General features: G+C 51.0%; 12 protein-coding genes. 7 read left to right on the top strand and 5 right to left on the bottom strand.

The features are described 5' to 3' along the window. Window positions 1-110: 110 nt before the first annotated feature. Window positions 111-641, bottom strand: a complete 531-nt coding sequence (locus KOL70_RS22810) for a JAB domain-containing protein (RefSeq protein WP_215481674.1) — start codon at window positions 639-641, stop codon at window positions 111-113. A 50-nt stretch (window positions 642-691) separates the two neighbouring features. Here KOL70_RS22810 and KOL70_RS22805 point away from each other — a divergent pair, with 50 nt between their 5' ends. The 3 genes from KOL70_RS22805 to umuC (KOL70_RS22795) all read left to right on the top strand — a co-directional run bounded on the left by KOL70_RS22805 (window position 692) and on the right by umuC (KOL70_RS22795) (window position 4,461). After that, window positions 692-1,519, top strand: coding sequence for a fimbrial protein (locus KOL70_RS22805; protein WP_215481673.1), 828 nt, complete (start codon window positions 692-694; stop codon window positions 1,517-1,519). 565 nt (window positions 1,520-2,084) lie between these two features. Next, a complete protein-coding gene (umuC, locus tag KOL70_RS22800) occupies window positions 2,085-3,359 on the top strand; it encodes a translesion error-prone DNA polymerase V subunit UmuC (protein WP_215481715.1) in 1,275 nt (424 codons plus the stop codon). A gap of 22 nt (window positions 3,360-3,381) precedes the next feature. Beyond that, window positions 3,382-4,461 (top strand): translesion error-prone DNA polymerase V subunit UmuC, encoded by a 1,080-nt coding sequence (gene umuC, locus KOL70_RS22795; RefSeq protein ID WP_371824685.1) that lies wholly within the window; start codon window positions 3,382-3,384, stop codon window positions 4,459-4,461. Window positions 4,462-4,657: 196 nt separating this feature from the next. Here the strand turns inward: umuC (KOL70_RS22795) and KOL70_RS22790 are convergent, their stop codons facing one another. The 3 genes from KOL70_RS22790 to KOL70_RS23690 all read right to left on the bottom strand — a co-directional run bounded on the left by KOL70_RS22790 (window position 4,658) and on the right by KOL70_RS23690 (window position 5,993). Further along, window positions 4,658-4,957: an XRE family transcriptional regulator gene (locus tag KOL70_RS22790; RefSeq protein ID WP_065647948.1), complete on the bottom strand. Its 300-nt coding sequence runs from the start codon at window positions 4,955-4,957 to the stop codon at window positions 4,658-4,660. Continuing rightward, window positions 4,954-5,313, bottom strand: a complete 360-nt coding sequence (locus KOL70_RS22785; protein ID WP_215481672.1) for a type II toxin-antitoxin system RelE/ParE family toxin — start codon at window positions 5,311-5,313, stop codon at window positions 4,954-4,956. The genes KOL70_RS22790 and KOL70_RS22785 overlap by 4 nt, the downstream gene beginning before the upstream one ends. A 230-nt stretch (window positions 5,314-5,543) precedes the next feature. Next, window positions 5,544-5,993, bottom strand: coding sequence for a hypothetical protein (locus KOL70_RS23690; RefSeq protein ID WP_254185916.1), 450 nt, complete (start codon window positions 5,991-5,993; stop codon window positions 5,544-5,546). A gap of 49 nt (window positions 5,994-6,042) precedes the next feature. On the opposite strand from KOL70_RS23690, the gene KOL70_RS22775 reads away from it, so the two are divergent. Both KOL70_RS22775 and KOL70_RS22770 read left to right on the top strand, forming a co-directional pair. Continuing rightward, complete coding sequence (locus KOL70_RS22775) at window positions 6,043-7,344, top strand: hypothetical protein (protein WP_215481671.1); 1,302 nt, start codon at window positions 6,043-6,045, stop codon at window positions 7,342-7,344. Beyond that, a complete protein-coding gene (locus tag KOL70_RS22770) occupies window positions 7,341-7,979 on the top strand; it encodes a LysE family translocator (RefSeq protein WP_215481670.1) in 639 nt (212 codons plus the stop codon). The genes KOL70_RS22775 and KOL70_RS22770 overlap by 4 nt, the downstream gene beginning before the upstream one ends. Here the strand turns inward: KOL70_RS22770 and KOL70_RS22765 are convergent. Continuing rightward, window positions 7,950-8,768 (bottom strand): AraC family transcriptional regulator, encoded by an 819-nt coding sequence (locus tag KOL70_RS22765; RefSeq protein WP_215481669.1) that lies wholly within the window; start codon window positions 8,766-8,768, stop codon window positions 7,950-7,952. The two genes, KOL70_RS22770 and KOL70_RS22765, sit on opposite strands and share 30 nt — an antisense overlap. Before the next feature lie 993 nt (window positions 8,769-9,761). Between KOL70_RS22765 and KOL70_RS22760 the strand changes: the two genes are divergently transcribed. Then, window positions 9,762-10,970 (top strand): AAA family ATPase, encoded by a 1,209-nt coding sequence (locus tag KOL70_RS22760; RefSeq protein WP_065647942.1) that lies wholly within the window; start codon window positions 9,762-9,764, stop codon window positions 10,968-10,970. Continuing rightward, complete coding sequence (locus KOL70_RS22755) at window positions 10,967-11,941, top strand: ParB/RepB/Spo0J family partition protein (protein ID WP_215481714.1); 975 nt, start codon at window positions 10,967-10,969, stop codon at window positions 11,939-11,941. The genes KOL70_RS22760 and KOL70_RS22755 overlap by 4 nt, the downstream gene beginning before the upstream one ends. The last annotated feature ends 167 nt before the right edge of the window (window positions 11,942-12,108 follow it).

Below are 12,108 nucleotides of genomic sequence, written 5' to 3'. Positions count from 1 at the left end.
TTCTCAGGTCATAGTATTCAGCTTTGTCTCTCGTCACGGATCCGGCCCGTCTATCGGGCCGGTGCGGCATTCTGCAGGGGCAGTTCTGCCAGCCAGGTCATCGCAGCGGCTTAACCGTCGATATGCCCCATTTGTGCCAGTGAAACAGTCTCGTTGCCTGCAACAATGATATGGTCAATCAGCCTCACAGCGACCAGCTCAAGTGCCTTTTTCAAACGCCCCGTGATCGCAATGTCAGCCCGGGAAGGCTCTTTCAAAAATGAGGGATGATTATGGCTCACGATTATCGCCGCCGCGTTCAGCTGCAGCGCCCTGTACACCAAAACCCGGGGATGCACTTCGACGCTTGAAACAGACCCCTGAAACATCTCCTCGTAAGCAAGCAGCTGATGCTGGTTATTCAGAAAGGCAACTGCAAAAATTTCCCGGTCGCGGCCAGCAAGTTTTGCTCTGAAAAATTCTTCTGAAACCGCCGCTGAGGCAAAAAAGGTCCCGGTGGGATAGCGATGCTCGATGGCGCGTGCGGCTTCTTCCAGGATCTGATCCTCAGTGGCCATCACGTAATTCCCCTGCGCATCACGAACCTGCAGACGAGTAAAAAAACTAACGTTATCACTCAGGGTTTCTACTCGATCAGCCATAGATTCAGAGGCGGCAACGGGCACCCGGCTGGGGCGGAAAGTACGCAGGCATGCTTTACCAGACGTCTGTACTGGGAATTGGCGTTGCGGTGATTAATGAGGATGGTAATGCAGCAAGTGTGGGTCAGCCGCTAGGCATTTCGCCCATGTTTAAATGGTCTTATCCATCGACTCAGTTCGGTGCAAACCCTGTGCTAATCCGTAATAATTTTTCGCTGGTTTTCGTCAAGACTGGTCCGATTGCCGGGGGGAGTATAAACGGCGCCCAGTTACCAACGGTTATTCTTGACGTGAAAGGCTCAAGAAGCGTAACCGGGCTCCCGATAGAGGCTTATCGGGAAAATTTCATCGGGTCAATTAACGTCATTGCAGGCACGTGTAAAACGCCTGACGTAACGGTTCAAATGGGCAGTTACAGCATGGACAAGTATTTTAACGGGAGCGTAAAAACCACCCCGTGGAAGCCCTTTAACATTACACTGACGGACTGCCCGGCATTCTATGGCTCTTACACAGACGCGGGGAATTCCCCTGGTTTTACCGTGGGAGGGGCCAATACGCCGGGCCTTCGGGGGCTGAACCGCTTCGCATTGAACATCTCCCCCACCTTCGGTGCTATCGATGCGCTGCAGGGCATTATCAAGTTAGATGGTGCGGCTGATAGCGCCAGAGGAATTGGTATTCAGCTGGCAACCGGCGATGCTTCTGCCCCCTCACCGGTTCCGTTTAACCTGAATAATGCGCATCAGACAGCGGTAGACAGCAGCGCGCCGGGCACGCATACCATCCCGATGCAGGCACGCTACTATCAGACCGAAAACCGCGTAACGCCCGGCACAGCCAACAGCAAAGCAGTGTTCACCATTAATTATTACTGACGCGAGACAACAATATACGCTGTGGATCGCCTGTACAGTCATCGTACAGGCGGACTTCGCAGTCTGAAGATAATGCGGCGTAACAAGGTAAAGATTTCCTGTATCCGGAAAGTCTAACCGCGTGAAGTTGACTTCAGACTCATTGCCTTCATCAGACAGATGATTGAATGTGCCTGATCAATCAATCGTCTCTATCTCTTAACAGGGCTTTGTATGAATATTCCCAGCATCTGCATTTTTTCTTAAAGCGATCGTTTCTGTCCGTCAGATTGTGAGTTTTGTCCTGCCGGATAAAAAATCGTACGTTAACCACTTGTCAACGCGTTACGGCCCATCAATACTGTCTTTATGTACAGTATTTTTAAGTGTCATTTAATGCGTGTTCTGGAATTTTTCCCATCCTGGCGTCAGCAATATCCGCGGCGCTTACAGAAGATGAAAACCGCGTTTATCACGCAGATTGTCATCCAGCCTTCACTCCACATTGTTCAGAGCAACACTCTGCAGCCCAAAATGTCGTGGATATTTTTATCTACATGCCTGCCTGCCGGAGGTGGTTATGCCTATGTTTGGACTTGCTGACGTGAATTCCTTTTATGCCAGCTGCGAAGCACTTTTTCGACCAGATTTGCGTGGTAAACCTGTTGTAGTGCTCAGTAATAATGACGGCTGTGTTATTGCCCGCAGTGCGGCCGCAAAAGCGCTGGGTATAAAAATGGGGGCGCCGTGGTTTCAGATAAAGAATCAGACCTATTCCGAAAAGGTGTTTATTTTCAGTTCGAATTACGGGCTTTATCATAATCTGAGCCAGCGCGTAATGACTGCGCTGGAAGAGATGACGCCGCGCGTCGAGCAGTACAGCATCGACGAAATGTTTCTCGACCTGACGGGAATAGACGGCTGCGAAGATTTTGAACATTTTGGCCGCCGCCTCAGAACCCACGTGCTGAACACCACTGGACTGACTGTTGGAGTCGGAATGGGTCCAACGAAAACTCTCGCAAAATCAGCTCAGTGGGCGAGTAAAGAATGGAAGCAGTTTCGGGGTGTACTAGCGCTGACATCAGGCAATCCAAAGCGAACCGCTACTCTTCTGGAAAATCAGCCGGTGGAGGAAATCTGGGGCGTGGGCCGCCGCATAGGCAAACGTCTCAACCTTATGGGTATCCACAATGCCCTGCAGCTGGCACGTGCCCACCCTGCCCTCATCCGGAAAAACTTTAACGTGGTGCTGGAGAGAACAGTACGCGAGCTAAACGGTGAATCCTGTATACCTATTGAGGAATTACCTCCTGCCAAACAGCAGATTTGCTGTTCAAGGTCCTTTGGCGAACGCATCACCTCAAAGGTGGCCATGCAGCAGGCGCTGTGTCAGTACGCCACGCGCGCGGCAGAGAAACTCCGCGGAGAACGTCAGTTCTGCAGGCGCATAAGCGTTTTTATCCGGACGTCTCCGCACGCCGTGAACGAAGTATTTTATGGCAACAGCGCTGGTGAGAAACTTCCACTGCCCACACAGGATACGCGCGACATCATTGAGGTGGCCATGCGCAGCCTTGATCGCATCTGGATTGATGACCGGCGCTATATGAAGGCCGGCATTATGCTCGATGACTTCACCCCCAATGGAGTCAGCCAGCTCAGCCTCTTTGAGGAAAAACAGCTACGGAAGAATAGTGCGCAGCTGATGAAGGTGCTGGACGGAATCAATCAGTCCGGGTTGGGAAACGTGTGGTTTGCAGGACAGGGGATTAATACCGAATGGAAAATGAAGCGGGAAATGCTTAGCCCGTCCTGGACTACTCGCTGGTCAGATATTCCAGTTGCGCGGGTATTGTAACTTGGCCTGTCATGCAAATTGGATGTCTACAGGATTTGAAATTCCATTCCACATAAACCATAGTATGTCGCAGCGCGTGATGACCGCCCTGGAGGAGATCACACCCCGCGTCGAGCAGTATTTCATTGACGAAATGTTCCTGGACCTGGCCGGCATCGATCGCTGTGAGGACTTTGAGCATTTCGGCCGGCGCCTCCGTGCGCACGTGCTGGCCACGACCGGCCTGACTATCGGCGTGGGCATGGGGCCGACAAAAACCCTGGCAAAATCGGCGCAATGGGCCAGCAAGGAGTGGCCTCAGTTCCGCGGGGTGCTGGCGCTGACGCCGGGCAATCCGAAACGTACTGCAACGCTGCTGGAAAACCAGCCTGTGGCGGAGATATGGGGGGTTGGCCGGCGCATCGGAAAAAGACTCAACCTGATGGGCATTGAAAACGCCCTTCAGCTGGCGCGCGCGCACCCTGCCCTCATCCGAAAGAACTTCAGCGTGGTGCTTGAGCGCACCGTGCGCGAGCTCAACGGCGTATCGTGCATTACCCTTGGGGAGTTTGCGCCGGCAAAACAGCAAATCGTCTGCAGCCGCTCTTTTGGAGAGCGCATTACAACAAAAGTGCCCATGCAGGAAGCGCTGTGTCAGTACGCCACACGGGCGGCGGAGAAACTGAGGAAAGAGCGCCAGTTCTGCCGGCGCATCAGCGTTTTTATCCGGACCTCGCCGCACGCGCAGGGAGAAGTCTTCTACGGCAACAGCGCCGGCGAGAATCTCACTATCCCCACGCAGGATACGCGGGATGTGATCGGGGTGGCCATGCGATCGCTCGACCGCATCTGGCTTGACGGGCGGCGCTACATGAAGGCCGGAATAATGCTCGATGACTTCACACCGAACGGCGTCAGTCAACTGAACCTGTTTGATGAGGATAAGCCGCGGGCAAACAGCGCGCAGCTGATGAAGGTTCTGGACGGCATTAATCAGTCCGGGCTGGGGCACATGTGGTTTGCCCGTCAGGGTGTCAGCAATGAGTGGCAGATGAAACGCGAGATGCTTTCGCCGGCATGGACCACGCGCTGGGAGGACATTCCAGTTGCCCGCGTATTATAGCCGGGCAAACAAACGGAATATCGCCTGTTTTCTTCTCAGAGGGGCCTGTATGTCAGATTTCTTACCGTACAGGCCCTGAAGCCAGGCATAACACCCTTGTTTTGCGCAACTAACAGAGTCAGCGCTCACCGGCACTTGTCGAAAAAATGCGTCAGGCGTATTTCCGCTGACGCACCTCCCGGGATATCAGCATCAGTCAGAGGGTAAAATCGACGTGCTCACCGCCAGGCATATTAACTCCAATCGTCAGCTGACCGCCAAGGGCTTCAACATAACGTTTGAGCGTGGCTATTTTCAGATCTTCACCGCGCCCTTCAATAGCCGCAACGGAAGGCTGTGCAATACCCATGGCTTCAGCCTGCTGCTTTTGTGTTTTCGACAGCGCCTCACGCAGTTTATACAACTGAGAATCAAGTCTCATTGCCGCGACTTTTTCATGTACCTGAGTGAGTTCATCAGGTGTCAGATCAGCCATCAGGTCATCAAGCGTTTTCATTTCCCGCTCCGTTTAAGTTGATCCAGATGTCGGTGGTACTCATTTTCCGCTGTTTTAATCATGGTCTTGTAGAAGCGCTTTTCATCTGCGCCTTCTTTATTACTCGCACACAGGACAATCGCTTTACGCATAGGGTCAAACACAAAGAACCCTCTTACGGGCCGCCCGTTGCTCTGCACCCTCAGTTCTTTCATGTTCGGGATTTTTGAGCCGTAAAGCGTATCCACATGCGGCCGGCCAAGATGCGGACCTTCCTGCTTCAGAAGGTTCAGTGCGGCAAGCACATCCAGCTGCATCGCCCTGTCCTGCTCTTTAAGCCATTCCGCAAATAAATCCGTGGTTTCAACGATCCACACACGCCCACCTTTATATATTACAGTCTATACAGCATATATATCACAGTCTATTTTTTCAATACCGCGCTCTGTCTGCATTACCAAATTCTTTTACCGCCAGAGTTTCATATCTGCGCAGGTGGCAGGCTGTATAAATGCAATATGCCGGACATCAGCCCGACTGAATGCGCTCAGGGTAAGCGTCAGGCCCCGGCCTGCTAAACACTGGGTATGTCCTGCACGCAGAGCCCTCAGATTGATTCTTTGCCCTGCGGCGCGTCATTAAGTCCGTCGTGACTTTCTTCGTTAAGGTAGCTGAGCTCACTCTGATCAATACCGGACAGCAGATGCGCCAGCGTTTTACAGCCGCGGGGCAGGCGTGAAACAGATGTCAGTGACACTGTCTCACCCTCAACGGTGACGATAAGCCGGATGCCAGGCGTCCAGCCGGCCCGGTCAGCCACATCATCCGGACCGTGATGACTAAAATACCGTACTGCTGGCGTAATGTCAGGTCTGCCATATTTCCTCCCCTTCCCCTCTCTGATAATGCGCTCGGCGCCAGACAAGCGATATATGACTTTACTGTGAGGTTTGCTAAAGCCGGTTTTAGTCAGTAACAAGACGCTGTCAATAGCTGTAAGCCTGCCCGTTAACGTGATCTGAAGATACAGCGCAATTCTTTCCAATACCAAAAACATGCGGACTGGTTAAGTGAGTGTCTCGTTAATCATTATGGAAGGGAATTTCATGTTTACGACACCATTCTGGCCTGCTGCTGATTCATATCACATTCATATGATGGATATTCCTCTGCCAGACTCACTTTCTCCCGCTGTGCTGGATCTTATCCATCAAGCTACCCGGCTTGCCGATGCGGCAAATCATATCCATCCGGTTGCCACGCGAACCGGCACCACATTGCTTCAGTCCGTTGAAGAAAAGCTCAGCATTATCTGTTTTAAGCTCGCCCGGGAATTTACTGACCCGGACACCCGAAAAGCATTGCAACTGCGTGCTGATGTTCTTTCAGATCCCCGTACCGCAAGCGAACTGCTCCCGCAGATAGCCGGTCTTGATGAAAAGGAGCTGGTGCAGGGTATTGGTTATATGTCGACATGGGTGGGAAAATCCAGGGCACAGCATTATTCCGCATGGTTTGGATTACCCAATCGCGGACTGCAGGAAGTTTCCGATGTGGTGGACGAACTTTTTTCAGATAACCTGGCCTGGCTGCAGCGCCAAATTGATGAGCGGCTGATTGCCTTGCCCGGCTGCCGTTACAAAATCGTTGACCTGTTTGCGATTGCCGGCGAAGCCAACAGCTATCCAAAACACTTTGCTTATTTCTTCCCTGAAGACGAGGGCGTCAAGTACGCGCCTCAAAAACGCACCATCGTGTTTGCAAACACGTATCTTAACCTGTTCGAACGCTTCGCCCGAACCCAGGCTTCTCTGCTCGGCTGGCAACAGAATGTTATTCCGGAAAGCAGCATCTGTGCCCGTCACTTGATTGCGTGGTTCAGAGGTCACGATTTGGGGCATTCCATTGTCATTGAAAAAATGAGGTTCGGCAGCCTGAGCAAGCAGGACCGGTGGGGATCAATGGTCATTCAGGAGGCGCTGGCTGACGTGTTTGGTCTTTTGATGTGCCTGACTGAGGATTCGCGTCAGGCACTGCAGTTGGATGAAACGCACCAGTTGAGAGTGTTTCTGCTGGAGATGCTTCGGTATCTGCGTCGTGGTCCCTGCGACTATCCCGATGCCGGGGCGGCGTATATTCAGCTTAAATGGCTGACGGAACATCAGTGCCTGTACTGGAATGGGACCCATTATGAAGCAGATCTCGCGGCGGTTAAACCTGCTTTAACCGCACTGGCCAGTGCGATGACTCACTCCGTTCTTCAGGGTGATACCGGGAGAGCCGTGGAGTTCTTGCAAAGTTATTCACCGCATCATCAACGTGAAGAAGCTGCAATGCTGCTTAACCGGCTTGGCAAAACAGTCGACATGATTGAATACGACCAGAAGATTAAAGGTTTTATATTATGATCGAATTCTCAAACGGATTTTTGCTGAGTTTATCGCTGTGTCTCGATATCGGCATTGCCAATATCGCCATGATTACCCTTGCCATGCAGCGAGGTTATTTCCATGGGTTCTGGCTGGGTATGGGTACCTGCGTTGGTGACCTGGCCTATGCATTACTGGCGCTGGCAGGCATGGCAGTGCTGCTTCAGTATGAAGTGGTTCGCTGGGTGCTATGGATAGGCGGTGGAGCCCTGCTGTTATGGTTCGCCGGTAAAATGCTGGTGGCTGCATACCGAAAGGCAGCAGAACTTAATGTAACCGAAGCTCATCAGGCTCGCCCGCTCCTGCGGGAATTCGGACGGGGTGTTGTGCTAGCCATGTCCTCGCCCACAGCCATCTTGTGGTTTGCCACCGTGGGCGGTGCGCTGATTTCGCGGATGGGTCATCATAGCCTGACTGGCACATCGTGGTTTCTGAGTGGGTTCTTTATAGCAGGTATGTTCTGGACATGCGTGCTTTGCCTTGTCGGGAGCTTCGGCGGCAGGATGCTTGGTCAGCGGCTGCTTAAATATTCCTACATCGCCTCGGCCCTTATCTTCAGCTATTTTGCGCTCTATGTCATTGTGTCAGGATACCGGGAATTTATGGTGGCCTGAGCAGACCTGCGAAGCATAGTGATGGGGCGTCGTCCCCATTACTTTTCGAAAGGCATTAATGAAATGACTCTGATCGTAAAAACCCAGCATTATTGCCGCATCAAGCGGATGAACGTTTCTGCGAAGTAAGTCGCGAGCATGATGCAGGCGAAGCTGCATATGGTACTGCAGGGGCGGCATACCCGTATGCCGGGTAAAGAAGCGCACAAGATGATATTTACTCAGCCCCGCCATCTGCGCAAGCTTAGCCAGCTGAGGTTTTACGCTGAGATTTTCTCTTAGGTATTCAATCACAACATTAATTCTCTGTTCATCACTGCCCTGCAGAAATGCCGGAGTCTCCAGCAGTTCGCCGCACAGCAACATCAGCTCCTGCTCTTCATTTGCCCCTTCACCTTCGCGCGCGGAAGCCGCAAACCGGTACAGCGCATTAAACAGTCGTCTATTTTCAATAATGCCTTCGCGCAGAACGGGCGCATGGCTGTCGCTGCGTATATTGTCCTCATCAGCCAGCAGTTTCATGACGCTTTGGGGCATGTGCACGCTGATAAAATCAACGGACTGACTGTCAAAACGCGACGCCTGAATGGTCCCCGGATTATATAAAGTCACCTGCCCACTTTTAACGTATGCGGTTCTACCTGCCAGCCAGATTTCCTCCACCCCCGTCAGGTTGGCGCTGATCACATATTCATCATGAAGATGTTTTGGGAAGCCAGCATTACAAGCACTGACGCGTGAGCATTCCACGCCATTGCGGCTGAACCACTCTGCAGACTGTAGCGACAAATTTACGGTCCTTATGCATTGGGGGTGAATGATTATTAACGTTTACTAAACCACTCCCTGCCTTTTTTTTCAATTGTCCGTGACAAAGTTATTAAAATGCATGAACTTCTTTGAATCTGAGTGTCATCCTTTCAGAGAATAGCTGAGTCGATATTGTTACTTTCAATCGTTCTATCTCTTTGCTTATATAAAAGAGGGCAGGGTGAAGCCCTACTTTCAGCTGTGGATCTGGCAAGCGAACAGTTGAATTTAAATGGTGGTGTGCTCATGCGTTCATATGCAGCCTGAAGGCAGGCATTCTCTCCTTGACTGCGTGACGCCCTGATTGCCAATACGATTACAGACCCTGCTGTGCAGTCAGCGGCAACAGTGGCGGGGGAGTCGCCTCAGCGAGACCCCGTGTATAGTCTGTGTCTATAGATACGTTAATGAATCGGACACTTGCAGGTTATCTTCGCTGCGATTTATCAGGCCAGTGTGATGGGCCAAGATCTGAACAGCATTCCACTTCTTTTACGAATTCTACAAGCTCGGGGCTGAATGCATGAATCAGTAGCCTGTTGGCTGCGAATCAGCGCCAAGCTACTTTTCACTGCCCATAATGCGCCCATAGTGGCCTTATAACCGCGAGTGTCTACGAACCTGACAATCGCTTTAAAATCCTGATTCAACCGTGAGTAGGCAGTAAATCTGACGGGAATTTCACATTGAAATAAATAAATAAAATAACTTTAAATCAACAACTTATAACTTTAATCCGCATGGGAATTTCATTACTATTTCAGATTCATTTACGTCCGATTTAAGGGAGGCAAAGGGCAGGGCGCTTGCGTTATTCCACCCGCTGCATGTACCTCAGCCCCTGTAAAAGCAGAATAATAGACAATAAATCCACGCAACCCGCCAGTACAACTTTTTAATAAAAACAGAAAAATGTTGCACAAAGCATTCATAAATGTACACTAGCAAAAATAATTGTCAGCGGAGCGGATGATGAAAAGTAATTACGGTGGAGTAGATGAAACTGCGCGCAGAGCGAATGCTATGTTGCGCAGCATGAGTGATGACATTATCGATAAGCGGCAGGAATTCGGTCTCGATCAGTTCTATCAGACGTTCACGCGTAATGCCGTGGCCAACCTGCCTAAGCTCAGCCGCCGCGCTGTTGAGCAGGCCATTGAAGAAATGGAATCCAAAGGGCATGTATTTGGCAAAAAGGATGCCGGCAATGCGAAACATTACGCGCTGACTGTTCAGGACGTTGTTGATATCTACGCTCACCGGAAAGTGCCTAAATACCGTGACATCCATAAGGGCGAAGGCCCGTTTGTGATTTTCGTCGTGAACCTCAAGGGTGGGGTGTCCAAAACGGTTAGTACGGTGACGCTTGCTCATGGATTACGCGTTCACCCTGACTTATTGCAGTATGATTTGCGCAATCTGGTTATCGATCTGGATCCTCAGGCATCCAGCACCATGTTCCTGAACCAGGCTAACAGCATCGGGTCGATTGTCGAAACCGCCGCTCAGGCCATGCTGAATGATCTTGATGCGCAACAGCTCAGAGAACAAATTATCAAGCCAACCATCATTCCAGGTGTGGATATTATCCCGGCTTCCATTGATGATGGATTTGTGGCCAGCCAGTGGGATCGCCTGGTTCAGGAACATCTGCCCGGCGTGTTGCCTTCTGAAGTCCTGCGCCGAAACATTATCGACAGGGTGGGAAGCGACTATGATTTCATCTTTGTCGACACCGGTCCTCACCTTGACGCATTCATGCTTAATGCCATTGCTGCAAGCGATCTGCTTCTCACGCCAACGCCGCCCGCGCAAGTGGATTTCCACTCAACCCTGAAATATCTCACCCGCTTACCCGATATGCTGGAACAGCTGGAAGAGGAGGGGATTACACCGCGTATAAAAGGAAATATCGGCTTCATGTCTAAGATGACGTCGAAACGCGATCATGAGATGACGCATGGTCTCGCCCGAGACGTGTTTACGTCTTACATATTGGACGCCACGCTTCCCCGACTGGATGGGTTTGAGCGGTGCGGAGAAACGTTCGACACTATTGTCAGTGCCGATCCACAGTCTTATCCGGGCAGTTCAGAAGCGCTCAAAAATGCCAAACGTGAAGCCGAACGCTTTACTCAGGCCGTATTTAAACGGATTGAGTTTGTTAGAGGGATGCAATAATGAAAGAACTGAAGAAAATGGGACGTACCCTGGGTAACTCCAGCTTCAGCAAAATGCTGAGCGAAACGGAAAGTGCCCGCACTTTTACTCTTAAATCCGGTGCCACCGCGCGGTTTATGCTAACGAAGATTCTGCATGATGAAATCGAGACGCAGACTTACGTGGATGCCGCGATTAACGGCCGCGATCAGGCCTTTTTAACTGAAGAATCCGTCAGCGACATTTCACGCACCATTAAACTGCAGCAATTCTTTCCTGCTATTGGCCGTGAGGTAGACGGGCGTATTGAAGTCCTTGACGGTTCACGCCGCAGGGCCGCATGTCTTTACACCGGTATGCCATTTGAAGTGTTAGTGACGAAAGACGAGCTTTCACTTTCAGACGCCCGCCAGCTGGCCATCGACATTCAGACGGCAAAAGAGCACACATTGCGTGAACTGGGTAATCGCCTGAAGATGATGTATCCGGAGCATATGAATCAGTCTGATATTGCTGTAGCGGAAGGGTTGTCTCCAGCAAAAGTCACACGTGCTTTTCAGGCGGCGTCGGTACCAGATGAAATGATTGCGGTCTTTCCCTCCGTCGACGAGCTTTCTATTAACGACTATAAAACCTTACTCGATATTGCTGAGAAGGCGGCGAGCAGGCAAATCAGTGTCCAGGAACTGGCAGAGGGCGTTCGCGAACGTATCGCGCAAGAAGCGCTCAATGAAAACGATGATCCGGCTGTTAAGGCAAAGATTATTGGTTACTTTCGCGCAGCCAGTGCCGAACCTAAGTCCGCACGTGATGCAAAAAAAGTGCTGACCGAAAAAATAGCGGAATTCAGTGATAAAAAGCAGTTTGCGCGAAAAAAAACGGATGCCGAGAGGCGCCTTGTGACTTATGAGTTTTCGCGTCTTCCTGCGGCCTGGCAGGCTGAGCTGGATGATGCTGTGAAAGCCGTTATTGAAAAGATGCTCGCAAAATAATTTTCAATCCAGCGTGAAGAGAAGGGGAGTAACTCCAATGAGTATCCCCCTCTTTTTATATTAAATTCCCCATTAAAAAACCTCTCTAACATGCTGTTATAACAGACCAATATGGGAAAATTTCAACCTGAAATTCCCATCGCTGAATATTATGTTTCTGCACGGTC

The sequence above is a fragment of the Pantoea sp. B270 genome, assembly GCF_018726825.1.
GTDB lineage: Bacteria > Pseudomonadota > Gammaproteobacteria > Enterobacterales > Enterobacteriaceae > Pantoea > Pantoea dispersa.
This window is presented reverse-complemented; position numbering and strand designations above follow the sequence as displayed.

Coding starts and splice junctions, on each gene's coding strand:
- KOL70_RS22810 (WP_215481674.1), bottom strand. CDS start 641: ATGGCTGATCGAGTAGAAACCCTGAGTGATAACGTTAGTTTTTTTACT.
- KOL70_RS22805 (WP_215481673.1), top strand. CDS start 692: ATGCTTTACCAGACGTCTGTACTGGGAATTGGCGTTGCGGTGATTAAT.
- umuC (WP_215481715.1), top strand. CDS start 2,085: ATGTTTGGACTTGCTGACGTGAATTCCTTTTATGCCAGCTGCGAAGCA.
- umuC (WP_371824685.1), top strand. CDS start 3,382: ATGTCTACAGGATTTGAAATTCCATTCCACATAAACCATAGTATGTCG.
- KOL70_RS22790 (WP_065647948.1), bottom strand. CDS start 4,957: ATGAAAACGCTTGATGACCTGATGGCTGATCTGACACCTGATGAACTC.
- KOL70_RS23690 (WP_254185916.1), bottom strand. CDS start 5,993: ATGTTTTTGGTATTGGAAAGAATTGCGCTGTATCTTCAGATCACGTTA.
- KOL70_RS22775 (WP_215481671.1), top strand. CDS start 6,043: ATGTTTACGACACCATTCTGGCCTGCTGCTGATTCATATCACATTCAT.
- KOL70_RS22770 (WP_215481670.1), top strand. CDS start 7,341: ATGATCGAATTCTCAAACGGATTTTTGCTGAGTTTATCGCTGTGTCTC.
- KOL70_RS22760 (WP_065647942.1), top strand. CDS start 9,762: ATGAAAAGTAATTACGGTGGAGTAGATGAAACTGCGCGCAGAGCGAAT.